Origin of the sequence: Exiguobacterium sp. Helios, assembly GCF_014524545.1 — a bacterium.
Lineage (GTDB): Bacteria > Bacillota > Bacilli > Exiguobacteriales > Exiguobacteriaceae > Exiguobacterium_A.
Window position 1 is genome coordinate 1,794,343 of sequence record NZ_CP053557.1, and the last position, 24,203, is coordinate 1,818,545.

Here is a 24,203-nt window from a genome sequence, read left to right on the forward strand (position 1 = left end):
AAGACGAAGTGGTTTTTCTCTTTTTCGAGAAGGACCGCTTTTTTGTCATTTTGAATCGTTTTCCTGAAACATACTTTGATCCGTCAAGTTGTTTTAGAGGATGACTCTTATATGTCCTGAGATAACCGAATCATATCGGTGCACCGGATACCGTTTTCAATAATGTCCCCTTCGTAGTGCCGCAAGAAGAAGTTCAGGTCGACTCCAACAATCCGAAATCCACATTTTTGATAAAGTGCCAACTGGCCAATGCTTGAATTTCCTGTCCCGATTTCGATGGTTCCGTATCCCATCGCTTGCGCGGTTTCGATGGCATGTTGTAAGAGATATTTTCCGATGCCGCTTCCTTGAGACTTCTCGTCTACTGCAATATTTACGATTTCGATCGTTTGCGGTCTCGTGGGTAGAAGCACATGCACCCCGACCAGCTGATCTCTTGTTTCAGCAACGAAACAACGGCTTCTTTGCAAATACTCTTCGACTATTTTCTGAGACGGGTCCGCTAATAGCAAAAGCTCTATCGGCGGATTCTCATGAGCTGACAGTTGACGGATGTTTATCTCCATAGATGCCACACTCCTCACAGTTAGTTTTGATGCACTCGTTCTTCAATGGGTCAAGATTCTGCACTCCTGTTTTTTCATTTCTACAAGTTAAAGTCATATCCCCTGAAACGGGATATGGCTTTTTTTTGATGCGTTCATCTGATCCGAACAAAGGCAGCACACACCACAAAAACGATACCGTAGCCGCAAAATAAAAGAATTTGTTCGAGACGGACCTCAAACGACAATGAGAGGGACAGGGCAGCGTAAGACAATGGAACCAGACCGTTGGACGCGGCATTGACAAGGCTCATGACCCGTCCCATCATTTGTGGTCGTGTCGTCGTTTGAATCGTCGTCAAAATCAGGACATTGATGATGGAGGAGATCCCTCCCATTGTCAGCAGCAGCAGAACGCCTTGCCAAACGTGTCCGATTTGTCCGAGTAACCCAAGACCGACTCCAAGCAGACCAATCAACGACAGCAACAGGCGAAACGACTGGTTGATCGAGTGGTTGAAGCCGATCCAAGCTGCCCCGAGCAACATGCCGAGCTGATACGCACCTTGAAGATAACTGAGATCAAGGGCTTGACCGCCTAAAACTCGATCGACTAGTAACGGTATCCCCATCAGCAACGGACCAAAAAAGAAGAAATTGATGATAATCAGCAGGAAGAGGATCCGTCTTAAGTATTGGTCGGCAAACACATAATGAAATCCTTGCACGAGCTCAAGCCAAGCGGAGGTACGAGTCGGATTGTCTACTGGATGTTCACGAATAAACAAGGTACCGAGCGATGCGAGCAGAAGAAACAGTGCAATCGTCAAAAATAAGAAGTGGAACGATGAGAAGGTAAGCAGTAACCCGCCAAGCAACGGTCCGGAGAACAATGCCATTTGATTGGAGGTTTGTAGAATTGAATTGGCCCGTGTCAGATCATCTTTTGAAACGAGGAGTGGCAACAGGGACGCACTGGCCGGGGAAAAAAAAGCATCGATGCAACCGAACGTAAAGGCAAATACAGCGAGTGGAACAATCGTCAACAGTTCAAGGTGATAGACGAACAGCAGGAACAACACAAAGGTGAGCCGTATCAGACTGGAATACCGTAAGATGATCGATTTCTTGAACCGATCGGCAATCACACCGCCGAACACCATTAAAAAAATCCGCGGCAACAACGTCAGCATCAAGACGAGACCTAAATACGCATCGAGTTTCAAGACACGGAGGATATACCACTGCTCGGCAAACAGGTAGGTTGATAGGGCGAGAAAGGAACAGGTACTGGCGAGCCACAGCGCTCGGAACGAACGGTTCTTTAACAGCGGTTGATGAAGTCCCGATTCAGTCGCCTGCATCTCGTCCCTCCTCATCCTCTTGAAATAACGGTGCATCAATCTCAAACGCCGTTGCCATTACGTAATATAATTTTTTGTCCGCTTCAGCCGTCGAAGGATCCTGTTCGATGTCCTGCAACAGTTCCCGGTATTGTTTCGTAAACATCAAGAATTGCTCAGGTGAAAGTCGGAGTTCTTGTTGGAACGACAGGCTTTCCCAGTCCTCTACGTCAGAGGAACGCGGGGCAAACGAACGTTCAGGCGCCGTCAAGACACGTGTTTTCGCCCTGTCGAGGACCTCGACATAAGACTGGCGTGTCGCTTGTTTCGTCTCAACAAGATTCAGGAGATGATCAGCCGGAATGAATCCGCGGGCGACCGCCTGATAAAACTTCAATACATTTCCGCCTCGGACTTCTTCCTCGACGAGTTGAATCAACTGATACTTTTCGAGTTCCCGCAGATGATACAAAATCTTTGCCCGGGAGACGTCAAGTTTTTGAGCCAATTGCTGACCGGTATGTGGCTGTTCAATCAGATGCATCAGCATTTTTGTCCGCATCGGATCACTGATGACTTTGAGTTGTTCATACTGTTCGAGAATCAAAATCGCCTGCTGTTCCATGACTAACACTCCTTTTTATTAACCGGTTAATTTTTATTAACTATAAAGTTAGTATACCTGAATGATTGACAAAATAAACCATTTTTCAAAAAGAAGGATTTGTTCAGTTAAAGCAGAACGTTAAACAAAGAACAGATTCTGAACTTACAGAGGAGTGATTCATATGAACCAAGCTCAAGAAATTCAGATCCAGACCGTAATCCAACGTCCTGTCGCCGAAGTCTGGACGTATTGGAGGGAACCGGAACACATCAAAGCATGGAATGCCGCTTCGGACGATTGGCATACGACAGAAGCGACGAACGATGTCCAGGCAGGCGGGCGTTTTTCCAGTCATATGGCGGCAAAAGACGGCAGTATGGGGTTTGACTTCTCCGGTGTCTACCAGGAAGTCATCTTATATGAAAAACTTGCCTATACGCTCGACGACGGACGGCATGTAACGGTACGGTTTACAGCGAACGGGGAGGAAACGGAAGTCGTTGAAACGTTTGAAGCGGAGTCGGTGAATCCTCCAGAAATGCAGCAGGCCGGTTGGCAGGCCATCCTCGACCGCTTCAAAGCATACGCGGAACAACACTGAATACGAGCAGACAGCAAAAAGCCCGTCCAATCTGGAACGGGTTTTTCTCATGTTCAGTTGTTGACTTGAATGATGCGGAAAGACACGGATCCATCATCCCGGACGACGCTGTAACCAAGTCGCCCGTTCGTGAAGACCGGTTTTGAATATTCGCCTTCCTGGTCCGTCAACGGGACGACGGTTCCATTCGACAGGTCCGTATACAGAAGTTGATTGCGTTCTTCCCGGAAGACGATATGATCCGGCGTCAGAAAACAAAACCCGTCAATCAGATAATACGGTTCGGAGGTCTTGTAACGATAGGATATATGGTTCGACACGTGAGCTTGAAATCCCGCAGAACCTTCCGCTCCCGTCGCCAGATAATGCTGTCCATAAGCGAAATCAAACGGCATCGTCGTCTTTTTGACGGCTTTTCCGGAAAGTGTCGTATAGGCGGTCGTCTTTTCGTCCGCTTTGTATGTTGTTTGATCGAGAAGAATTCCCGCATCACCGTCCCGTAAGTACTGGGCATAGTCACCACTCCGGGTTTCTGCTTCCTTCACTGTCAGTGTTTTTTGTGTCGTGACGTATCCGGTCGCCGCATCATATTTTTGGACGAGTGACCGGGTCTGATCTTTCTGACTGATGTGTTTGATCCAAGAGACATGTGCCGTCGTGGCTTGGAGATCCGGATAAAAACGAGACGATTCTATTCCGTGATCAAGTTGTTGAAGCGAACCGGTTGCTAAGTCCATCACTTCGAGTGTCCAGTTGCTGTCCTTCCCGTTGTCCTGATAACGGATCCAGAACAGTTGTCGTCCGACACCAACCAGCTTATAGATGGTTTGGCTCGTCGAATATAGTTTCTCCAGGTGCCGATCCGTCAGCGAGTAACGGAAAATCGAACTGTCTTTTTCGCTTGAGGCATAAAAGTACACGGCTGCTTCATCGATATAGCTTGGACCGGACAGGTAAGGGTAACGTTGATAGACATCTGTTAAGTCGTAACTCGTACTTGGTCCAAGTGTCGAAAAGCCCTCACTGCGGATTAATTCTGTTGGTGCCGGTACCGGCTGAATTGATTCCGTCTTCGGCTGACCGCATCCGGAAATAAGTAAGATAAGGCTGAATAAGCCCAATTTCATGAAAGTAGACATACACACAAAACTCCCATTCTGGTTTAAGAAAATGAAACTCTATCAGTGTAGAGGGAAAAACGTGCATTGCCCTAAAAAAGAAGGGAAGCTTACAGGAATGTAAGCTGATGTTTCCTTCATGAATATTCTGAATGTTCGTTTAGTAACTGAAAGACCGGGAATATATATATCTAAAAGATACTATCTAAAAGATATAGGAGCGACTTATGCCAAAAGAAAACATGACCCGGTATGCGATTTTAGGGCTACTGGCGAGCGGATGTACGTCAGGCTACGAAATGAAACATACGATTGATACGAGTCTCAACCACTTTTGGAAGATCAGCTTCGGGCAGGTCTATCCGATGTTGAAGACGTTGGTGCAGGAAGGGTTAATCGTCGAAGAAACCGGAGAGGGGGATGACCGGAAGACGTTTGTTCTGACACCGGACGGCGAGGCGGAACTCGAACGCTGGGTCCAGGAGCCGACGACCGAACTACCGGTCCAGCGGAATGAACTGTTACTGAAACTCTATTTTGCCCGTCATGAGTCAAAAGAAACTACGATTCAAAAAATCGATCAGCATGCCGTTCTGCTCCGGGAGCGATTGGAGACATACCAGATGATTGAACAATCGATTTTGGCCTACAACGAAGCGGATGACGCCATGTATTGGTTGCTGACGCTTGATTACGGCAAACGGAAAACACAAGCTTTGCTCGAATGGTGTGAAGCGTCCGTTCAGACACTCGAAGGAGGAACATCATCATGAAACGCGTGATCGCGACACCAAATGAAGACATCGTCGTATTCATCATCGGCTTACGGATCAACCGTCTGCGATCGGTCCGGAAATGGTGGCCGACCGTCCAGGCGATGACACCGATGATTGAGGAATGTTATGAGCAGCAGGTTGGTTTATTGTCGCATGAGATGCTCGTCGGTTGGCGGTCGGTTACGTTGATTCAGTATTGGCGTTCCTCCGACGCTCTGATTGCCTATTCGCACGGTAACCGTCACCTGAACGCGTGGAAAAAGTTTAATCAGTCGTCGCGGGCGAGTAACGCCGTCGGGATTTTCCATGAGACGTTTGAAATCAGCAACTATGAGACGATGTATGTCAATCTGCTGACGCGGGGACTGGCGAAAGCGGTCGGAGAGCGTCCGGTTCAGAAGCATCAGGAACAGGCGAAAGACCGCCTCGCGGAACGCAAGCCGGTGTCGACACGTGAATAACGAAAGTAGGGAGCGGACTCCAATGATCCGCTCCCTTGCTTATGTTTATCGCTCAACCCGGACCAATGTTTCCCCGCAATTTTGACAAATCGAATTCATCGTCTCGGTACACTCTTTACAAAAGATACAGTTGTGCGAACAGTGGTACGTTTCCTGACCGTCTTCAAATGTCTCCGCACAGCGGGTGCAATTTGTTGCCTGCATGTCGTTCACCTCACGTCTCGTTTGATCTGTCTTAATTGTACGAAACGAAACCGTGACCGGACAGCTGGTTTTGTTTGTTTTTCAGTAGCTTCACCTGAAAATGAATGGTAATTTTAAGATATGTCTTCATAATATTAGGAGGGTTGAAGAATGGACGAAATTGATTACGCAATTATTCGGGCATTGCAGGCAGACGGGCGGATGTCCTGGACGGAACTCGGCAAAACGGTGGGTCTTTCGACGCCTGCCGTCAACGAACGCGTCAAAAAACTCGAGGACCGCGGTGTCATCGAAGGATACCGGGCCGTCATCAATCCCGTTGCGCTTGAAAAAACAATCATGGCGATTTTGATGTTCGAAGACACAAGATGCGACGCGTTTATCGCATTTTGCAAGAGTCATCCGGATGTCGTCGAGTGTCACCGGCTCGCCGGAACGTTTAACTTCATGGTCAAACTGTACACACCGTCGGTCGAGACATTGGAAGCGTTTATCGATGCCTCGATGGAATACGGAAAACCGTCGACCTGGATTCGCTTGTCGTCACCGGTCGCGTTTAAGGCGTTTACGGTCGGAGATGGGATTTTGATATGAACGTTTCTATCAAACAACGAATCGAACAAAAAGTCGGTTTGATTCACTCGATCCATCCCGTAGCCAAGCAGGGGGGAACAGCCATCGTCTACCACGTGAAAACGTTAGGCGGCACCTATATCCTCAAACAGGCAAGTTTACCCCGATACCGCGAGTGGTTGGTGCAGGAAGCGACAGTGATGCAGACGTTCAAGTCACAACATATCATTATCCCGACTTATATTGATTATATGGAAGACGAGCAACAGGATTATTTACTGATGTCCTACATAGCAGGTGAGACGTTGACAACGGCACTGGCGGGTGCTTGCGAGTTGCAACGATTGGCATTGATCCGTTCATTCGGACGGTTCCTCAGACAGTTTCATACGAGCGAGACTATTTCTACCCATTCTTCACAAGACTGGCTGGACAAATGGTTCGCGCGAGTTGCTTCACACATTATCCATCAAGCAGCCGGAACCTGTTCCGGCGACGTGGATACACGGGGATTGTACGACGGATAATCTGTTGGTCCGAGACCACGCAATCGTTGCGTTTATTGATGTATCCGGAATGACAATCGGCGATCCACGCTACGATGAAGCCTTGGCGACACGGTCTTTTCGGTATAATGCCAAGATGCTCGATGCCTTCTACTCCGGATATGGATATTCACCAATATCAGAAGAAACATTTCACTATTTTGATGACGGATTATATGAATTTTATTGAACAATTTGGAAAGCAAAAACGGCTATCTCCTGAATATTAAAAGGAAATAGCCATCTTGATTATTTTTTCTATTAAGTACAACACCTTGTCGCTTGATCGACCTGATCTTGCGGAATCAGTAATTGGTCGCCCTCAACTTTAAACTCAATGTCATTGGCTTTTAGCCGTTCCATTTGAGCGGGTGTACTTTCACCCCACGGAACGGTTTTCGGTTGCTCGGAAGTACATCCGACGAGCAGTAGACTACTTGCCAACAGTAATAGTTTTAACATGAAATCATCTCCTGTCAGTCAGTCCGTGAGTTTTTGTTAAAGAACAACCGTTTTAATTGCAGTCCGTCGCTTGGAAAGCCACTAGTCAAGCGGATCGGAATCAGATTAAATAAAATGAAAATGATGGATATCTGTATAAATGGTGGAGCCAACAGATGCATGACCGGACTTGGAAAGAGCTGACTTAATCCGGCGACGAACAATCCGGCTATAAAATTCGCGAAAATCCCGCCGAGTAACAAGGCAGCTCTTTGTCCACGTCGAAGCGGGACTGTTGGAGGATATGGTTGATATAAGCCTTCCCATATCTGCTTTTTGGCGACGGAAAAATGACCGATTCGTAAGAATGGTTCACCTTTGCCGATGGAAACTGATTTTAGCCTCAGACCGATCAAACGACCGACGAGCGCATGACCGTATTCGTGCAGAATCAGACTCGGTAAGTAAAAGGCAAACATGATTAGATTGAACCATAGTAAACCCATGTTCTTCCTCCTCTCATTAACAAAAATAACAAAAAATGGATGTTGAAAGCAACTTACATAATTGTCATTTATTCATCTAGAGATTGAAAAAGGAGACTTATTATATGAACCTGTTAACTGATTCAACTTTGCCAATTCGCATATTTCCAGCTCAGCGTAAGGATTACCGCAAAATCATTTGTTTGTACCACGGCTGGGGATCGAGCGTGACAAAATATGAAGAATTCGCACGGATGCTCTCGGAACAAGGATTTACGGTCATTGTGCCGGAACTCCACCTGCATGACTGCCGCAATGCGCTAGGTGCGTATTTTGATCAAGGAATAGTCGAACGTCACTTTTGGGAAGTCGTGTTTCAAAGCATCGAGGAATCGAGCACACTCGTTCAGCAGCTGAACGTTCCAAGAGAGGACATTATTTGGCTTGGTGTCTCGATGGGAGGATTTATAGCCAGCGGTGCTGCTGCTAAACATGACGGTAGCGCAGGGGTGATTAACATCAACGGGTCCGGCTCCTTCCTCTTTTCGGAACAGCTTTTCCGAAGCCGTGACAAAAGAGACGATTTAACGGCGGAAGAAGAACGACACTTGCGGGCGTATGATCCTGTCCTGCAAGAACAGTCTACACCAACGTTATTCGTACATGGACAACGCGATGCGGTCATTCCGATTGAAACGCAGGAGCATTATGTACGACAAGTGGGCGAAATCCATCACGATTTAACGTTTCTGAAACATCCGTCGATCAACCATACCGTGTCGGATCAGATGATAGCGGACATCTTCATTTGGTTGAATGATCGTTTTTAACGAGAATAGACAGAAGAACCGGACACCTGCTTGAGGTGCCCGGTTTTTTAGTATTTAGTGATTAGATGGGACGCCGTACCGAAGATAATGATCAACGAGGTAAAAACCGTTCATTAACATCGTGACGAGAGCGAAGAGTGACGCGATGGTAGTCAGCATACGATTTTTCCTCCTTAGATTCTTACCGTAAGATTTTCTCGAACGCTTTTCCTTTTGCCAGTTCATCAATCAACTTGTCGAGATAGCGGATTTCCCGCATCAACGGATCCTCGACGTCTTCGACGCGGACGCCGCAGACGACACCTTTGATTAACAATCGACGTTCCTGCATCTGTGGGGCATCCGCAAAAAATGCTTCGAATGTCGTCTTATCTGCTGTCAGCGTTGCAAGTTGTTGTTCCGAGTAACCGGTCAGCCAGCAGATGATCGTATCGACTTCCTGTTTCGTCCGACCCTTGCGTTCAGCTTTTGTCACGTAAAGCGGATAGACACTCGAAAACGCTGTCGTATACAAACGGTGTTTCGTCATCGTATTTCCTCCTCATGACTAATTATTACAAAAAGTGTAGCATATCGAACGTTGGAAATGGGCCCCTCCAGATAAATCAAAGACCGTCCTTTTCGCACGAAAGGAACGGTCTTAACCAATCATTTTTTTAAATCGATGACATGGAATTCAATCTGTTCATCGTCCGATACCCCATATGCGAGCTTCCCGTTGGCATAAATCGGTTTGGACGTTGTATCGGCCATTTCCGTCAAGGGAGCAACGGTGCCGCGCGCAAGATCGGCGTACCAGAGTCGCGTCATACTCTCCCGGAAAATCACACGGTCAGCCGATAAAAAGCGGAATGCATCAACCGTCAAGCGATTGTCCGACGGTTTGAACTGGTACCCCGGTTGTCGTCCTTTCTTAGGCATGAAGAGGGCGGAGCCTTCTTCGCCGATCGAAACATACTTTTTGTTGTGTTCAAAATCAATCAGCCCGTTCATCCGTCGTTTGAACGTGCCGTCAAACGTCTCGAGTGTCGGCGTTTGATGACCGTTTTTGAAAGTACTTGTATGCAAAATCAGCCCGGCATCGCTCCGGCGGAAGTCAAATGGATACTGTCCATTCCGTTTTGCGCCTTCTTTTAAAATATACTGCTGATGGATGATGATGGCGTCTTCCGCGACATCAAACGACTTGAGGATTGTTTTCGTTCGGGTTGGTGTCGCTTCATGCGTCATCCAGGATACCCGTTTGGACGACGTATCCAGATAAGGAATCGCCGTGTCATAACGGCTGATCCCTTGATCAAGCGTATTGATTTTTTCCGTCTTCAAGTCCAGCAAGCGAATCGCCCATTTTTGTCCGGACTTGGTTTGATTGTATTCGACCCAAAACAGGTAATGCGACACTCCGGTCATCATACCGATGGTCCGGTTGACCGTATGCAATACTTGATTATCGTTCGACCCTTGGCTGTACCGGTAAATGTAGCTTTTACTGGTGGTGTCACTCGTTTGTTTGATGTGCGTATAGTAGATCGATTGCTGATACAGGTAGTCCGGCGCAATGACAACGGTTTGTCCGGTAAAGAACGGGGCCAGATTGTATGTCTGATGGTTTCCAAGCGTAACCGTTTCTGATTGTCGCTTCAGCGGCACGTATTTTCTATAGTCGGACAATGGAGCAGTGACGGGTTTAAGGGTTGGCGCAGCTTGAGCCTGCGTATCTGCCGGAACTTTCGAGTGTTGCTTCGTTGCAGTCGAATCGGTGCATCCTGCCGTGACGACAAGCGTCAACGTCAACGCCGCCGTAAAGAAAGTCTTCCGGGACATAGTATGTAGTCTCCTTTAAAGTGAAGTGTGGGAATCGAATTCAACGGCGGTTGTGTTTCATTCGCCAACGTATCGAGACCAAAAAAGCAGAAATGCCGGACAAGGTGAGCAAATAGAAACAGATGGCGAAAGCAAACTCGCCATAATCCTCAAGACTGGCGAACGGATTACCCATAATGAAAGGGTCAGGTAACGCACCAATCAAAAACAGCGGAATAAACAGCAGAAAAAACCGTTTCCAAAAATAATACTTGTACGGAGTGCCGGTACGTATGTCCATTGATTTCTTCCTTCCCATCTCCAGAATCGATTATCCTATTTTTAACATATTATATCATTTATTGTTTAAGTTGATGAATAAATTTAAAATAAGCCATCAATAAAAAGCGGTCCAGCAAACACCCCATCGTCGGGTGATTGCTGGACCGTTTTAGTCTCTTACTTGATCTTTAAAATGACCTTGCCTTTGGCACGACCAGACTCGGAATACTCGAGTGCCGCCTGTGCTTTTTCAAACGGATAAATTCGGTCGATGACCGGTTTGATTTGTCCCGTCTCAATCCACTCTGAGATGTGTTCCAGTTGGCGTCCGCTCGGTCGCATGAACAAAAACGTGTATGTAACACGATGTTTCCGTTCGAGCCATGTCTCGCGAAGAGTCAGCAGACGGAACAGATTGGTCTTCAGGAAACCGGACCGGTAGGACTTCCCGAACCGTCCGTTCGGCAGTCCGGAAATCGAGACGATGTGTCCGCCCGGACGGACGATTTTAAACGAACGCCGGAGCGTCTCGCCGCCGATCGTATCGTAGACGCCGTCATAATCATGCAGGACTTCGTCAAACGCTTCAGTCCGGTAATCGATGATTTCATCAGCGCCAAGTGACGCAACCAGATCATGTCCGGCGGGGCTTGCCGTCGTTGCGACGTACAAGCCCATCGCTTTCGCCAGTTGGATGGCAAAGGTTCCGACGCCGCCGGCACCTGCCTGGATCAGGATCTTTTGTCCCGGTGTCGCCTGCAAGACATCATGTAATGCTTGATAGGATGTCAAGCCGACGAGTGGGATGGAGGCCGCTTCCTCAAAGGAGAGCGAAGCCGGTTTTAAGGCAAGCATCTGTTCATCAATTGCGATGTATTCGGCAAAGGTGCCGATCCGGTTTTTCTCAGCCCGTCCGTAGACGGCATCACCGATTTGAAACTGTTTTACGGCATGACCGACCTCAATGATGATTCCAGCGAAGTCATTGCCGAGAATCAGCGGGAACTGATACGGAATCAACAGCTTGACGTCACCTTCCCGAATCTTAAAATCAACCGGATTGATGCTCGCTGCGTGAATTTCCACAAGAACATCATGCGGCCGGACGACCGGGCAGGGCTGTTTGGTTTGTTCGAGCGGGACCTGGCCGTATTTTGAAATCGTCATCGCTTTCATGAAAATCCTCTCCATTTCCTGGTTCTTCTGCTTTTAGTCTACCAGTTGATCCAGCGGGAGAACACTTTGAGTGATTCATTCGGACATGATAAGCTAAACAGGAACAGGGAAAAACTGGAGTTTGGGGTGAATGAGATGAACAAGACCGGAGAACGATTGTTACGGCTGTGGTTACGTGTGCCGCGGTTCGTTAAACGGATGGTGCCGCTCAGTCTGACATTGTACGTCCTCTTACTGGTTGTCACGAACGGAGTGGCAACGATCCTTCATTTTGATATCGGGTTAGTCTCATGGCGCGATCTCATCATCAGTTTAGCCGGAGCGGCGATTCTTGTTCCGGTATTCAATCAGTCAAAAGGGGAAGATAAAATATGAAACAATCGGAACAGGAAGAACCATTGACGGGCGGGAATGTCTCCGACGTCTCACGGATCGGGGATACGGTCAGACGGGAACAAAAACCGGAGAGTCTTCGAGTCCACCGGGTACTACAACATCTTGAGCAAAAAGGATTTGAAGGAAGCCCGCGCTATTTAGGAATGGATCCACAGGGGCGCGAAATTCTGTCGTTCATCGAAGGCGAAGCCGGGAATTATCCGCTTCAGCCGTATATGCGGTCAGACCGTGTCCTCGAGGAGACGGCCCGGTTGTTAAGGGGATACCATGATGCCATTGCTGATTTTCCGGTACCAAACGATTGGCAGCCGCTCGACGGAACACCGGAACCGCTCGAACTCATATGTCATAATGACTTTGCTGTCTATAATCTCATCTTCCGAAGCGAACGGCCTGTCGGAATCATCGATTTCGACGTTGCTGCCCCGGGACCGCGGATTTGGGATGTGGCCTACACGCTCTACACCTGTGTCCCGTTAAGCCGGCATCAAATGACGGCAGACGGTGAGCCGGCTCATTATAATCCGGTTAACGATCAGGAACGGATTCGGCACCGAATCAATCTGTTTTTGTCTTCCTACGGCAAAACGGAGCTGAAGGGCGAGATGTACGAAACCGTGCTGCTTCGTGTGGAAGCATTGATCAAAACGATTCACCGGAAAGCGGCGGAAGGTGACGAAGCGTTTCAACGGATGATCGAAGAGGGGCACGTCACGCATTACGAACAAGAACTCGATTTTCTCGAACGCGAGGAAGCCAACTGGTTCCGGTGAACCGGAAATGTTGAAAGGGTTCGCCGCCGGTTTAAACGGACGAAGAATGGAGAATCATCATGTTGGAAAAATTGAAGGATACCGCAAAAAAATTAAAAAAGCAGATTTTTATTTTGTATTTTGCCTACCACTACCAGGACGACCGGGTCGCCTGGTACACCAAATTATTTACGGCCTGTGTCGTCGCGTATGCGTTCAGTCCGATTGACTTGATTCCGGATTTTATCCCGGTGTTAGGATACCTGGACGACATCATTCTTGTCCCTTTAGGCATCTTGCTTGTATTAAGGATGTTACCGCAGGAAGTCATCGACGACTGTACCGTCAAGGCAGAACGACGGCTCGGAACGGATAAACCGAAAAATTGGTTTGTCGGCGCTTTGATCCTCTTGCTGTGGTGCACGCTAATCATGTGGATAGGTCTGCAGATTTACGATGCCGTCCGGTAGGCTCAGATTGTCAGTTTCTGATAGGCGGATTTGATTTGTTTGTACATCACATCCGTCGGCAACGCGGCATCGACTTCGATGACAGGGGACGCCGAACGAATTATTTGAAGTCGGTGCTCGGCTAACGTCCCAATCATGGCCGGATCGGTCGCGGTTCGGTACGTCCGGCACCAATCGAGAAATTCATTGGATCCGTCGAAATCAGGATAGCGTTCTTGTTCCCGTTTGATTAATCGTTGCATTCGTATGTCTTCGTCCAAAGTTAAAAAGACCAGCAATTCCCGGTTATGAAATCCGGTTTTATTCCAGGAAAAGATTGAACCGGAGACGACATACCGGTGATGCCGCTCGATATCCGGAGTAAATAACGCATAACGTTCGGCAATCGACCGTTTTTCGGTAAACGTCTGGTCTTTCCACAGATAATGATCCGTGTCGATCCAGTGAATCCCTTCCTGTTGTCCGATCCACCGGCCGAATGTACTTTTACCGGTGCCGGAACCACCGATGATTTGAATCCGCAATGGAAAACCTCCTTGATGTATGGGGCATAGTTTGTATGTATCATACCATGCGGGTCTTAAAACAGAATAGAGCGGACGGGAAGACGATAAAGGAATCGTCTTCCTTTTTTTCGGGTATTCCTCTAACAGATGAGCCGGCGGACAGTCGTGATTACCTGTGAAGGGAGCAACGAAGATGATTGCGTTTTTCATCTTGTTACGCAACATGTACCACGTGCTAAAAATTCTGTTCCGGCAGGACGAACAAAAAGCCGTCATGTTTTCCGTCGTATTTCTGCTGACGGTCGGGATGTTTTTTTACCACGGCGCAGAGGAACTGAGTTATCTCGATGCACTGTATTTTTCCGTCATGACGCTGACGACGGTCGGCTACGGCGATATTCATCCGGTCACGCCGATCGGCAAGATTTTTACGATCTGCTATGTCTTGCTTGGCATTGGTGTCATCAGTGCCCTGATCGTCAACTTCAACCGGGCGTTAAAGGAATTTCATTCCAAGCAGGATCAATCGAAGCGGAAGTGACGATTCCTTTGGAAAAAACTTGTTTGATGAACTGCACGAAGACCGGATCTCATATGTTGAGAGCCGGTCTTCGTTGTCTACTGATTATGGTTATCCGGCATCCTTCAGCTCCTGATATGGATTGACGCGGGCTGCGATTTGCGCCGGCAACAGGGAAGCAATCGTTCCGAACAACACCGGCAGAAGCAATGAAACGCCAATCAAAAGCGGCTCATTCCACGGGACGAGATCATACAAGACATAAATCGTGAGATAGGAAATACTCAGGCCGACGATTCCGGCGACAAATCCAATCAGCATACCTTCTAACACAATCAACTGACGGACGGAACCGTTCGTCCAACCGACGGCTTTGAGGATGGCGAGCGACGCCCGGCGAGCGGTGACATTCTGCCACATGATTTCCCCTGTTGTCAGGATCGCGATCGTAATCGCAACGCCCATCGTCACGTAATGCATCGGTCCGACCTGTAAGGCAACGAACTGACCGAGCCAGGACGTATAGAGGACCCCTTGCAGGTGGAATGTCACGAACAGGAAGAATGTCAGCAAGGCTGTTGGTAACGCGATTGACAGAATCGACAGCGCATTACGTTTCCATTTGCCGAAGATTTCTTTCAGTGCCAGTGTCCAGGTCGACCGGAGAGCGAGTTTGACGTGCGACGACGACGCATATTCGCCCGTCTTGATTGCTTCGTACGGCGAGATCTTCCGGATTGTAAACGACGACCAGGCCGCACCGGCAAAGTAAATCACGAGACTGAACAGTGTGATCCAGAGCAGACTCCAACCGTTCATCGTCTCACTTCGGACATACGAGAAAATGCTTTCGACAATTAAAGCGACGATAGAGACAAACCCGGCAAGCAAGGCCGCTTCAATCAGGACAATCCGGTACAGGTCTTTTGTCCGCCAACCGAGTGCTAGAAAGACGGCAAATTCTTTCCGCCGGGCTAGCATCGATACGTAACTTGTCGCGAGAACATAGACGATCGCGACAGCAAGCATCGCGAAGATGACACCGGAGAAGCCGACGCTCGTCTCGCGGAAGATTGTCATCGCAACACCGATATGGACCCATGGCTGTTCGATCCAGCCGAGTGTCTTGCCGTTATCGACGACTTTCGTCACGACCGGTTGCGGGGAAGAACCCTTGGTGATCGTTGCCAGTAGTCCGGTTTTCTGTTCGATTTGAGTCTTAACGTTTTGCAGGAGTTGTTCCGACTCCTCACTGACGGTCGTTTCACCTTTGATTTTTAGACGAATCGACGAAATCGCTTGTTCTCCCATAACGCCACGTGCACTGTCAAGTGTCGTCAGGATGTTTGGTGAACTCGTCAGCAAACCAACGGGATTGCCGGACGTATCGATTGATTTCGCCGGATTGACCGGCTCACCTTTCGCATCGAGGACGAGATCGGCAGAGGACGGACGATACGTTTCCATCGGCAGTTCATTAAGCGGATCTTTGGAAACTTTGATTTTGTTCGGATTATACAGACCAACGACCTTAAAAGCGAGATAAGGAAAGAGGACGTCCACTTCGCCGGGCTTTAGATTCTTTACTTTTTTACCGATAGATTTTACGGCGCGGTATCCTTTAGCAGGGAAGATACTTTTAGCATGTTCCCAGTTTTTCATGTCAAGCGGTGACGACGAAACTTCGTAAGCCGTATTCCAACGACTCGGGTAAGGGCTGGATGCCGACTTGAATTGAAGAGGACCAGTGTTATAAAGGAGCATTCCGCCGTCTTCTTCTTCCGAATCGGAATACGTCACGTTTGTATTATTGATCAACATTTGTAAATACGTTTCTTCCACTTTAGACGTCGGAATATTTACACGTTCGATGACCTTAGAAGGATATGTATTTAAAACCGATTGGTCAAGCGATCGCTTTGGTTGTTTTTTAATCAATTCATCAACCAGTTTTTGTTGATCTTGCTCTGTTTTGAAGGACGCATTTAATTTTTCGATTTTATAGGTGTAGTTTCCCTGATTGTAAGAGTTGGGATTAACTAAAACGGGAATCGTATTTTTTCTTGTACTTTTATCGTACTCATAGCGGTCAAGAGACGAGAAATAACGCGATTTATTTTTTGAATTGACACTTTTATCTAAACCGACAAGTCGTGCTTCTTCCTTCGGATCAATCGCAACTACAAGAACGGAATTAGTTGCGACTGCATCTTCAAAGGCTTCAATCGGTTCCGTCAAAAACGAAACATTTCCTGGGATTGAGATTTTACTTCCTTGTGCCACATGCAGAATAACTTGCGATTGACGTTCTTTGTTAAAACCGTTTTGAATATAGTTGGTTGTCGTGATGCGGTACAAACCTGGTGTTCTTGGAAACTTCAATTTTTTTTTGAAATTGACCGTCGTATTGACGTAGCCCATCACAGCTACTGGTGCGGCAATATCAATCTCTTTCATCTGTTTGATTGCTTCATATTGCTTAAAAGAAATCCCGCCATTGATACCGTTTAAATAATTAGGTTCGAGCAGGTCACTTGATTCGGTCGACATTTGACTGCCTTTTGGCCGGACGACGATATCGTAAGCGGACGACCATTTTTTCTGTAACGTCTGTTCGACCGTGCCTTGGCTGGAGTCGGTCAGGTTGAACATCAGACTGAGACCGGCACTGATGATGAGCGCGCCGACAAGCGTCAGGATGAATTTAAACCGTTGCCGGCGCCAGTGATTCAGGACAAAACGTAACATCTCAAACCTCCTCTATTGTTATTTTTTTACACACTCCGAACGGTTTGCTTCCGCCGGTCTTCGACAATCTGCCCGTCCTGCATGAATAGAATCCGGTCCGCCCGCTCCGCGAGTGCCAAATCGTGCGTGACGAACAGGATGCCGCATTGTTCTTCTTGATGCAGATCGAGCAACAGTTGAAAGATCATCTCCCCGTTGACCGAGTCGAGATTGCCGGTCGGTTCGTCGGCGAGAATCCAGCGCGGCCGATTGATCAGGGCTCGGGCAATCGCGACCCGTTGCTGTTGCCCGCCGGACAATTGCGCCGGCAAGGCATCCTGTTTCGCTGTCAGCCCGACTTTTTCCAAGATTTCCGCAATCCGGTCTTCTTTGTTGAAGTCGGTTTTTTGTTTTAGTAAGGGAACAAGCAGATTTTCTTTGACCGTCAACGCGGGCAACAGGTGAAACTGTTGGAAGACAAAACCGATTTCCTGCGCCCGGAACTTTGACAATTGCCGGTTCTTCCACTTCGTGATGTCTTGTCCGTCATAGTCGATTTGCCCCGATGTCGGACGGTCGAGCGAGCCGATCAGACTTAAAAACGTCGATTTCCCTGATCCGGACGGACCGACAAGGGCGGTGATGTCACTCGCGGAAAGCTGACAGGTCAACGCTTTTAAGACTTCACTCTGTAGTCCCGCCTGGTTGAATGTGTGCGAGACGTCTTTGACTAAGATATCCATCAAACCACTCCTTTTACAAATTAAGGTAAAATAAGTGTAATATTATTTGAAAATTTTGTCTATTTATAAAAGATGATTACATAGAGAATAGAAAATCGAAACAGAAGTTTCCGGTCGAATGAGAATAAAAAAATCAGCTAAACGTTGTGTTTAGCTGAGGCATATTAACACTTTGGCAGATTCGTTCTTTCAGCACAATCTCACCGGACAGTCTGCTCGTTCATTGCGTCTAGAATAGTCTGGACCCAGTCTTGGGGAGGGCCGATACACTTCATAATGCCATCAATATGATAAAACGTGCTCGCTTCCGGACCGGTCCAACAAGTTTCGTCCGTCATGCAAAGAAAAATCGGAATTTGAGAGGCAAGAGCAATCCCGAGCTCGACGTGACTGCCTTTTCCGGCAGGGAGGACTAAAATCATGCAATCGATCGCCCGGACGGCATCGAGTTCCAGCTGTCCAATCCGTTGCAGGGCAGCCGGTGTATCGACCCGTTCCGATTGCGTCCAGTCGTACGTCAAGTGATGACCTTGCTTAATCAGTTGGTCGTTTATGAAACGGACGTCTTCGATGTTGCGGAAGCTGCTAGCAGTATAAAAGTTCATCTAACGATCTCCTGTCGTATAATTTTTTACAGATTTTTGAAACTAAATCGGCTTTTAATCAGTCTAATGATTTAATCAGTCTAATGAATAGAGAAGAAAGGGGGGAGTGCTGTGTTTCGTAAAAAAATCGCCGGGAGTTGGACGGATGATGTGTTTCTCGCAGCGTTATATGCCGAAGAACGCTATATTTACCGGATGTCGTATCTGTATTTAAAACACGAGCAGGAAGCGCTCGAAAACGTGTAGGAAGTCGCTTTTCGCGCCTGGAAGTACCGAAAGTCACTGCAGGATGTCACCTATTTTAAGACTTGGCTGACCCGGATCACGATCAATGCAGCACTCGATCATCTTAAGAAATACCAAGTGCTGGTCTGGACAAACGATACGGCACAGGATAGGGGTGAGCCGCAAATCCCGTCGTTTGAACATGTGGTCGTTGATCAACTGTACCTGACTGATTTACTTGAACGACTCGATGTCAAGGAACGGTCGTTAGTCACGTTACGGTATCAAGCCGATTATTCCTTTCAGGAAATTGCTGGTTTACTCGACATTCCGATCAGTACGGTGAAAAGTACGTTATACCGGGCGATTCAAAAACTACAACGCCATCAAGCGAAAGGAGGAGAGTCCGGATGAAACAGCAACTGGAGACAGCATTAACCCACATTCCCGTACCGGATACCGTTCATGCCCGGATGGAGCAGGGCATCCGTCGGAACAGACGGAAACACCGAGTACCGCAACTGATGTTGGCAGCCGTCCTGCTGATCGGTCTGTTGCAGTATGATCGGATTGAGTCCTGGATCCAGCCGCCGATCGACCAATCGACCGCCTCGATGATTCCAGGACTTGTCTACCAGAAAGCGATATACCTGCAAAGTGATACGACAATCGCCGAAGAAACGGAGTTTCAGTTGCGTGGACAAAAGTTAGGTGTCTCCAAAAATACCTGGACCGAAGGCGCGGAAGCCGTTAACGTCAAGCAATCACTTGGATCGAATCTAGAGAATTATACGATTTACGTCGTAAAAGGATATGATCCCGCGATCCGACTGCTCGCGGTCGGACAGGAGGACGGGGCTGAAATCGTCCGCGTGCTGGACCGGTCGACATTCCGTCCGGATTATTTCCAACAGCTTCACCTGCAACAGACAATTCTTCGTGCTAATTATCAAACGTTCTCGACATGGGAATCGACCAACTCGGAACCGATTTCCGCAGGATTCCGGCTGCGTCAATTATTTGCTGAATTGAGCAAGGCGGTTCCGTTACGCGAGTCGGATCTTGCGGCGGATGTCGTCGAGTATCAAAATGACACCGATCTGCGGATTCTGAACGTGACGATGGCAGACGGGGTGACGAACCAATTCCGGTTGATTCGTGAAGGCTATGTTTATTATGAACCGCTCGACCGTTACTTTGCCGTCAACGGGCCAGTATTTGATGATGTCTGGGAGCAGTTGAACCAGTAACACCAATTACTCAAAGGACTTCCGAAAGCCGTAAAACGGGCGGAACGCCTGACCGCGGTAAAAACTTTCCGAGCTGCTTGACGCCAGGACCTCAATCCGGGTTGTCGGATACCAGTCATGAAGACGGGCGAACAGCTGTTGCGCAAGACCTTGGCCACGGAAATCGGCCTCAATCAGTAATTCACAGATGTACAACGTGACCTGAGTGTCTGTCATTCCGCGGACATAACCGATGACCTCCCCCGCATGTTCGACGACAAGCGCAGCGTTCGAGTGTTGCCAAGCGAGTTGGGTCCGTTCATGGAGACGGACGAGCTGGTTCCAGCCTTCCGCAGCATTTAAGCGCTGAATGGCGGGGAAGTCCTGATCTTGGTATGGTCGAATCTGGTAAGTAGTTGTCATGAGCGTGACCTTCTTTCTGAATTAAGTTTGATGAGAATGGGTTCGAGTTCCGACCAATCGTTCACAGTGTAGGAGGACGGACTATTGACGACCGGTTGATTACTTTTTAATACCGCCGTCATGCCAACTGCTTCTGCTCCTTTGATATCGTGCAGTGGATGATCCCCGATAAACAGGACCTGTTCCGGTGTGAGTCCCCAGTCTTGTACGGGACGGAGGAACAAAGCCGGTTCAGGTTTTGCAAGACCAACTTCTTCCGAAATCAGGATCGGATCAAAAAATGTCTGCAACTGATGGTGGGCGATGACCGATCGTTGCAAGTCACTCCGACCGTTCGTTATGAGCCCAAGGCGAGACGAGACCGTTTTGGTCAAAGGTCAGAAAGAGGGTTTGATAAGAGTCAAGTGGACAAGTTGGAACGGGCGCAATCAGACGAGCATGTTGAGGTTTCAAAAAGAGCTGCAAAGAAGTCGTACGATCAAGTAACGTCCCGTCGAGATCAAATAAAACAGCGGAGAGGGTCATGAAATAGCAACTCCTATTCATTATGTATATTTCAATTACCGTAATATTAACACAAAATTAATCGAAAACTTAAAAAGGATATCTCACATCTGTACAGAACATCAATATCTATATTCGTCTACTTCGTTAAACTGCTTGCACAAGGAGAGTCACATGCAAATAAAAACATCTTCATTTAACCCAGTACAGTATCTGGATACACAAACAGCCGGAACACCCATCCTGATTTTGACCGGAATGGGCTGTTCCTATCATGAATGGTATGAGATTGTCCAAACACTTCAAACAACCAACTGGGTGCTCAGCTTCCACCGGCATTCATGGCGGGAAAGGGACGGAGTTCACCGGACCAGTCACGCTGTTCAACAACTAAAGACACTATTGACCCATTGCAACGTAGACGAACCGATTCTCCTGGTCGGCCATTCCTACGGGGGACTGATTGCGCAAGAGTTTGCGATCCGTCATCCCGATCAATTAAAAGGGTTGCTTTTGGTCGATTCGACGTCGGTTGACTTACACGAACTGGATACTCTTGATACACCGGTGCTTGGCACCCTGTCATCCGATGCCACTTGGATCAAACAATGCCGGTATTATGCGACACAAACGAACGATTAGTCGCGTCGTTTGGTTCAACCGGTACTGACGCCGGCGCAACATCGATTACCGAAGACGATTCAGTCGGCATTGCTTGACTTCCAAACCGAACCGGCACTGTATGCGATGATGGCGACCGAAGTCACACACTGGAAAATGGATGCACAACGGATAAAAAGAAACACGTTTCCCGACTTGCCGCTGATTGTCATCGGACGGGACCAGAGGAAAGCCATTGCCGAAGGACTGCAGGACGGATTACCGGAAACGGAAGTTCGTCAGCTGGAAGAGACGTGGCATCAACTCATATTACGACAGGCGAACCTGACAAAAACGGCAACGATTCGGTTTGCTGAAGGAGCAGGCCATGCCGTTCACCTCGACCGGCCGGAACTTGTCATCGCGGCAATCCGACAGCTCGACCAAACTCCAGTAAAGGACGTGTTGCAATGAAACGGGGCATCTTAGTTCAGTCCAACCAGTGATTTAGTCCGCTGCTTCTCACTGTACATCGCTTGATCCGCTTTTTGAAACACGGTTACTACATCGGTTGTTGCTTCATCATACGCAAACCCAACGGCAATCGACAGGTCATGTTTGAGGAACTCGCTCCGTAATTGTTCCAGTAAATGGCGACACTGCTGTTCCGTGTACCCCTGGCAGACGATGACGAATTCATCTCCCCCGAGACGGAACGCTTCTTGGCTGAAACGGCTTAAGCAAAGGGCCGTCTGTTGGAGCAACGCATCACCTGCGATATGACCAAACCGGTCATTGACCCGTTTTAGATCGTTCAGATCCAGCGTGAGGATACCCAGCGGAATGGCCTCAGAGGATATCATCTCTTCGATCAAGCAGTCGAATGCATGGCGATTGTAGAGACCGGTCAACGTATCACGTTGACACAGTTGCTCGAGTTCCTGCTGTTTGGCCTTCGCTGCATTCATGTTCCGGATCACACCTTGAACGGCAACGATTTCGCCGTTCTCATAAATCGGAGTCGTATATTCTTCAAACCAAATATATGTACCGTCATTCGTCCGCCAGCGTTGCAGGAACGGTTCATCGTAGTTGCAGTTACCCGAGATTTTCGACATTAAAATCTCGAGATCATCCGGATGAATCCGGTCGAAACAATCGGACGGGTCGGCATAACTCGCTTCAACCGTTCCGACACCGATATGTTCATCGAGAGAAGGACTGATATAACGAAAGCGATAGACCGGTCTGACTTCAAAGATATACATGATGTCTTTGGAATGGTTCCCGAATGCGGCAATCGTCGAAGGTAGAGACAGCGGACGCATCTTTTTGAATATCCAACAACATAGGAGGGTCAATCCAATCCCAATTGTCATTCCAAACCACAACAAAAGCTTCACCTGCCTTATTTTTAATGCTTCAGCTCGTATCAAAACGTATGTATGCGTGATAATGTAGATGAGATGCTAATAGAACACACTAAATTATAGCAAATGCATTGAATAATACATACAAAAAATGACAATTCACATATTTACTTTCTTGATATTATACTGAGCGATAGGAGTATATTGATCAGCAAGGTGACGCTTTCTGGAAAGATAAAAGATTTTCTCATTCCACGACAAAAAAGTCAGCAAAATACGAACTGTTTGGCTGACCTTTTTGTGTTCATAGTCGATGCATTTTTGAGCATGTCGGAATCGTAAACGCGTCCGAGGCTCTATTACTAAACTCACGAAGATAGTGGAGATAGTTCTTACCGCCATAGTTATACCGTTTATTATACATCCTCACAACAACAAGCTGACTTTCGGGTACTACGAGTAAGAGTGGACCAGTGTTTCCAAGAATTTGATAAGAACCCTTTGGAACACGTTCTCCGATCTCACTTCTTTCCTTTGCTTCGTCTTGCACGTACCAAAACAATCCATTGGCAGGAAGTCGTCCATCATCGTACTGAAGACTTTGAATGGATGTACAGATTCGAATGACTTCTTCCGGAACAACTTGAATTCCGTCATGACGTCCCATATTTAAATGAAGATTTCCCCATAACGCAAATTCTTTTGCAGTCGTGTGCAGATTTGAACCCATTCCGTCATCATACGGGTACAACTGGAACACTGCCTTCTGCTCAGGGTCATCGATGACTTTGACCAAAGCTTCCGACTCCTCTGTTGACCATTCGGTAGATTTAAATCCTAATGGAGTGAAGACGCGCTCCTTCAATAATTGAGTGAAATCATAGCCATACAGATACTTAAACAGTTCCGTGATAATCCGGATATTGATTCCACGGTAGGCCCAACTTTCACCTGCAGCGAACTCCCTGTAAATTGATCCGTCATCTCGTTCATCTAAACCATGTGAGTGGGTGACCAGATGACGAATGGTCGTGCCTTGGAAAATCTGTTGATCATAGTTCCTCAAGTATTTCGAGACACAATCATCAAGACTGTGAATCTTTTTTTCATACAACGCATAACCAATTGCTAACGCTAAATAACTTTTACGAGCGGAAGCAATATTGAACATGGAATGTCTACCGATCGGGTTCGAATCTTCATTGGAATGAAATCCTTCGTAGTGTTCTAAAATGATTTGATCATTCTGTATGACAACTACCGCTGCGGCACTGCTATGATTTAGATGCTTAATCTCGCTTACGTAGGAAAGCAGCTTTTGATAGGAAGGGTGCAAATGAACA

At 47.6% G+C, this 24,203-nt stretch carries 34 protein-coding genes and 1 pseudogene; 16 read left to right on the plus strand and 19 right to left on the minus strand.

What is annotated here, in order from left to right; all coding sequences use genetic code 11:
• Positions 1-107: 107 nt before the first annotated feature.
• The 3 genes from HNY42_RS09405 to HNY42_RS09415 all read right to left on the minus strand — a co-directional run bounded on the left by HNY42_RS09405 (position 108) and on the right by HNY42_RS09415 (position 2,513).
• Positions 108-560, minus strand: coding sequence for a GNAT family N-acetyltransferase (locus HNY42_RS09405; RefSeq protein WP_188005435.1), 453 nt, complete (start codon positions 558-560; stop codon positions 108-110).
• Between the two features lie 140 nt (positions 561-700).
• Entirely contained in the window at positions 701-1,909 is a 1,209-nt protein-coding gene (locus HNY42_RS09410) for an MFS transporter (RefSeq protein WP_188004349.1), read from the minus strand.
• Complete coding sequence (locus HNY42_RS09415) at positions 1,896-2,513, minus strand: ArsR/SmtB family transcription factor (protein WP_188004350.1); 618 nt, start codon at positions 2,511-2,513, stop codon at positions 1,896-1,898. Before HNY42_RS09415 ends, HNY42_RS09410 begins: the two co-directional genes overlap by 14 nt.
• 163 nt (positions 2,514-2,676) lie before the next feature.
• Between HNY42_RS09415 and HNY42_RS09420 the strand changes: the two genes are divergently transcribed.
• On the plus strand, positions 2,677-3,096 hold the full coding sequence (locus tag HNY42_RS09420) for an SRPBCC domain-containing protein (protein ID WP_188004351.1): 420 nt from the start codon (positions 2,677-2,679) through the stop codon (positions 3,094-3,096).
• A gap of 53 nt (positions 3,097-3,149) precedes the next feature.
• On the opposite strand, the gene HNY42_RS09425 is transcribed toward HNY42_RS09420, so the two are convergent.
• On the minus strand, positions 3,150-4,235 hold the full coding sequence (locus HNY42_RS09425) for a hypothetical protein (RefSeq protein ID WP_188004352.1): 1,086 nt from the start codon (positions 4,233-4,235) through the stop codon (positions 3,150-3,152).
• 206 nt (positions 4,236-4,441) lie between these two features.
• Here HNY42_RS09425 and HNY42_RS09430 point away from each other — a divergent pair, with 206 nt between their 5' ends.
• Both HNY42_RS09430 and HNY42_RS09435 read left to right on the plus strand, forming a co-directional pair.
• Positions 4,442-4,987 carry a PadR family transcriptional regulator gene (locus HNY42_RS09430; protein WP_188004353.1) on the plus strand — a complete coding sequence of 182 codons (546 nt, stop codon included), beginning with the start codon at positions 4,442-4,444 and terminating at the stop codon, positions 4,985-4,987.
• Entirely contained in the window at positions 4,984-5,451 is a 468-nt protein-coding gene (locus HNY42_RS09435; RefSeq protein WP_188004354.1) for a DUF4188 domain-containing protein, read from the plus strand. Before HNY42_RS09430 ends, HNY42_RS09435 begins: the two co-directional genes overlap by 4 nt.
• A gap of 45 nt (positions 5,452-5,496) precedes the next feature.
• Here HNY42_RS09435 and HNY42_RS09440 read toward each other — a convergent pair whose 3' ends face one another.
• A complete protein-coding gene (locus HNY42_RS09440) occupies positions 5,497-5,655 on the minus strand; it encodes a DUF1272 domain-containing protein (RefSeq protein WP_188004355.1) in 159 nt (52 codons plus the stop codon).
• A 150-nt stretch (positions 5,656-5,805) separates the two neighbouring features.
• On the opposite strand from HNY42_RS09440, the gene HNY42_RS09445 reads away from it, so the two are divergent.
• Genes HNY42_RS09445 through HNY42_RS09455 form a run of 3 tightly spaced genes read left to right on the plus strand, consistent with a single transcriptional unit; the run spans position 5,806 to position 6,963 of the window.
• Positions 5,806-6,249: an Lrp/AsnC family transcriptional regulator gene (locus HNY42_RS09445; RefSeq protein WP_188004356.1), complete on the plus strand. Its 444-nt coding sequence runs from the start codon at positions 5,806-5,808 to the stop codon at positions 6,247-6,249.
• Positions 6,246-6,755 (plus strand): phosphotransferase, encoded by a 510-nt coding sequence (locus HNY42_RS09450; RefSeq protein WP_188004357.1) that lies wholly within the window; start codon positions 6,246-6,248, stop codon positions 6,753-6,755. The genes HNY42_RS09445 and HNY42_RS09450 overlap by 4 nt, the downstream gene beginning before the upstream one ends.
• 4 nt (positions 6,756-6,759) lie before the next feature.
• On the plus strand, positions 6,760-6,963 hold the full coding sequence (locus HNY42_RS09455) for a protein kinase family protein (protein WP_370528924.1): 204 nt from the start codon (positions 6,760-6,762) through the stop codon (positions 6,961-6,963).
• A 71-nt stretch (positions 6,964-7,034) separates the two neighbouring features.
• Here HNY42_RS09455 and HNY42_RS09460 read toward each other — a convergent pair whose 3' ends face one another.
• Together HNY42_RS09460 and HNY42_RS09465 are read right to left on the minus strand one after the other, a co-directional pair.
• Positions 7,035-7,235, minus strand: a complete 201-nt coding sequence (locus HNY42_RS09460) for a hypothetical protein (protein WP_188004359.1) — start codon at positions 7,233-7,235, stop codon at positions 7,035-7,037.
• 14 nt (positions 7,236-7,249) lie between these two features.
• A complete protein-coding gene (locus HNY42_RS09465; RefSeq protein WP_188004360.1) occupies positions 7,250-7,720 on the minus strand; it encodes a site-2 protease family protein in 471 nt (156 codons plus the stop codon).
• 104 nt (positions 7,721-7,824) lie between these two features.
• Here HNY42_RS09465 and HNY42_RS09470 point away from each other — a divergent pair, with 104 nt between their 5' ends.
• A complete protein-coding gene (locus HNY42_RS09470; RefSeq protein WP_188004361.1) occupies positions 7,825-8,529 on the plus strand; it encodes an alpha/beta hydrolase in 705 nt (234 codons plus the stop codon).
• A 181-nt stretch (positions 8,530-8,710) separates the two neighbouring features.
• Here the strand turns inward: HNY42_RS09470 and HNY42_RS09475 are convergent, their stop codons facing one another.
• From HNY42_RS09475 to HNY42_RS09490, 4 genes are all read right to left on the minus strand, one after another.
• Entirely contained in the window at positions 8,711-9,058 is a 348-nt protein-coding gene (locus HNY42_RS09475; RefSeq protein ID WP_071500063.1) for a DUF2200 domain-containing protein, read from the minus strand.
• A gap of 119 nt (positions 9,059-9,177) precedes the next feature.
• A complete protein-coding gene (locus tag HNY42_RS09480; protein WP_188004362.1) occupies positions 9,178-10,353 on the minus strand; it encodes a hypothetical protein in 1,176 nt (391 codons plus the stop codon).
• A gap of 40 nt (positions 10,354-10,393) precedes the next feature.
• On the minus strand, positions 10,394-10,633 hold the full coding sequence (locus tag HNY42_RS09485) for a hypothetical protein (protein ID WP_131503795.1): 240 nt from the start codon (positions 10,631-10,633) through the stop codon (positions 10,394-10,396).
• Positions 10,634-10,791: 158 nt separating this feature from the next.
• Entirely contained in the window at positions 10,792-11,790 is a 999-nt protein-coding gene (locus HNY42_RS09490) for an NADP-dependent oxidoreductase (protein WP_188004363.1), read from the minus strand.
• A gap of 135 nt (positions 11,791-11,925) precedes the next feature.
• On the opposite strand from HNY42_RS09490, the gene HNY42_RS09495 reads away from it, so the two are divergent.
• Genes HNY42_RS09495 through HNY42_RS09505 form a run of 3 tightly spaced genes read left to right on the plus strand, consistent with a single transcriptional unit; the run spans position 11,926 to position 13,408 of the window.
• The gene (locus HNY42_RS09495) at positions 11,926-12,165 is read left to right on the plus strand and encodes a hypothetical protein (protein ID WP_255508299.1); all 240 of its coding nucleotides are present in this window, start codon (positions 11,926-11,928) and stop codon (positions 12,163-12,165) included.
• Positions 12,162-12,959 (plus strand): phosphotransferase, encoded by a 798-nt coding sequence (locus HNY42_RS09500; protein ID WP_188004365.1) that lies wholly within the window; start codon positions 12,162-12,164, stop codon positions 12,957-12,959. Before HNY42_RS09495 ends, HNY42_RS09500 begins: the two co-directional genes overlap by 4 nt.
• Positions 12,960-13,018: 59 nt before the next feature.
• A complete protein-coding gene (locus tag HNY42_RS09505) occupies positions 13,019-13,408 on the plus strand; it encodes a YkvA family protein (protein WP_188004366.1) in 390 nt (129 codons plus the stop codon).
• Between the two features lie 2 nt (positions 13,409-13,410).
• On the opposite strand, the gene HNY42_RS09510 is transcribed toward HNY42_RS09505, so the two are convergent.
• Entirely contained in the window at positions 13,411-13,932 is a 522-nt protein-coding gene (locus tag HNY42_RS09510; RefSeq protein ID WP_188004367.1) for a shikimate kinase, read from the minus strand.
• Between the two features lie 175 nt (positions 13,933-14,107).
• Here HNY42_RS09510 and HNY42_RS09515 point away from each other — a divergent pair, with 175 nt between their 5' ends.
• Positions 14,108-14,455 (plus strand): potassium channel family protein, encoded by a 348-nt coding sequence (locus HNY42_RS09515; RefSeq protein ID WP_131972681.1) that lies wholly within the window; start codon positions 14,108-14,110, stop codon positions 14,453-14,455.
• 90 nt (positions 14,456-14,545) lie between these two features.
• Here HNY42_RS09515 and HNY42_RS09520 read toward each other — a convergent pair whose 3' ends face one another.
• The 3 genes from HNY42_RS09520 to HNY42_RS09530 all read right to left on the minus strand — a co-directional run bounded on the left by HNY42_RS09520 (position 14,546) and on the right by HNY42_RS09530 (position 18,509).
• Positions 14,546-17,182, minus strand: a complete 2,637-nt coding sequence (locus HNY42_RS09520; RefSeq protein WP_188004368.1) for an ABC transporter permease — start codon at positions 17,180-17,182, stop codon at positions 14,546-14,548.
• Positions 17,183-17,208: 26 nt separating this feature from the next.
• Positions 17,209-17,904 (minus strand): ABC transporter ATP-binding protein, encoded by a 696-nt coding sequence (locus HNY42_RS09525; RefSeq protein WP_188004369.1) that lies wholly within the window; start codon positions 17,902-17,904, stop codon positions 17,209-17,211.
• Positions 17,905-18,104: 200 nt separating this feature from the next.
• Complete coding sequence (locus HNY42_RS09530) at positions 18,105-18,509, minus strand: TIR domain-containing protein (protein ID WP_188004370.1); 405 nt, start codon at positions 18,507-18,509, stop codon at positions 18,105-18,107.
• Positions 18,510-18,620: 111 nt separating this feature from the next.
• Between HNY42_RS09530 and HNY42_RS16270 the strand changes: the two genes are divergently transcribed.
• The 3 genes and pseudogenes from HNY42_RS16270 to HNY42_RS09540 all read left to right on the plus strand — a co-directional run bounded on the left by HNY42_RS16270 (position 18,621) and on the right by HNY42_RS09540 (position 19,984).
• On the plus strand, positions 18,621-18,755 hold the full coding sequence (locus HNY42_RS16270; protein WP_255508300.1) for a hypothetical protein: 135 nt from the start codon (positions 18,621-18,623) through the stop codon (positions 18,753-18,755).
• Between the two features lie 15 nt (positions 18,756-18,770).
• A pseudogene (locus tag HNY42_RS09535) lies at positions 18,771-19,148 on the plus strand (RNA polymerase sigma factor); the annotation flags it as partial.
• Entirely contained in the window at positions 19,145-19,984 is an 840-nt protein-coding gene (locus tag HNY42_RS09540; protein ID WP_188004371.1) for a hypothetical protein, read from the plus strand. The pseudogene HNY42_RS09535 and the gene HNY42_RS09540, both read left to right, overlap by 4 nt.
• Before the next feature lie 6 nt (positions 19,985-19,990).
• On the opposite strand, the gene HNY42_RS09545 is transcribed toward HNY42_RS09540, so the two are convergent.
• Positions 19,991-20,386 (minus strand): GNAT family N-acetyltransferase, encoded by a 396-nt coding sequence (locus HNY42_RS09545; RefSeq protein WP_188004372.1) that lies wholly within the window; start codon positions 20,384-20,386, stop codon positions 19,991-19,993.
• A complete protein-coding gene (locus tag HNY42_RS09550; RefSeq protein WP_255508301.1) occupies positions 20,383-20,760 on the minus strand; it encodes an HAD family hydrolase in 378 nt (125 codons plus the stop codon). Before HNY42_RS09550 ends, HNY42_RS09545 begins: the two co-directional genes overlap by 4 nt.
• Before the next feature lie 304 nt (positions 20,761-21,064).
• Between HNY42_RS09550 and HNY42_RS09555 the strand changes: the two genes are divergently transcribed.
• Positions 21,065-21,532 (plus strand): alpha/beta fold hydrolase, encoded by a 468-nt coding sequence (locus HNY42_RS09555; protein ID WP_188004374.1) that lies wholly within the window; start codon positions 21,065-21,067, stop codon positions 21,530-21,532.
• Positions 21,533-21,541: 9 nt separating this feature from the next.
• Entirely contained in the window at positions 21,542-21,964 is a 423-nt protein-coding gene (locus HNY42_RS09560; protein ID WP_188004375.1) for a hypothetical protein, read from the plus strand.
• An 11-nt stretch (positions 21,965-21,975) separates the two neighbouring features.
• On the opposite strand, the gene HNY42_RS09565 is transcribed toward HNY42_RS09560, so the two are convergent.
• Positions 21,976-22,818 carry a sensor domain-containing diguanylate cyclase gene (locus HNY42_RS09565; RefSeq protein ID WP_188004376.1) on the minus strand — a complete coding sequence of 281 codons (843 nt, stop codon included), beginning with the start codon at positions 22,816-22,818 and terminating at the stop codon, positions 21,976-21,978.
• 346 nt (positions 22,819-23,164) lie between these two features.
• On the minus strand, positions 23,165-24,196 hold the full coding sequence (locus tag HNY42_RS09570) for a serine hydrolase domain-containing protein (RefSeq protein WP_188005437.1): 1,032 nt from the start codon (positions 24,194-24,196) through the stop codon (positions 23,165-23,167).
• Between the last annotated feature and the right edge of the window lie 7 nt (positions 24,197-24,203).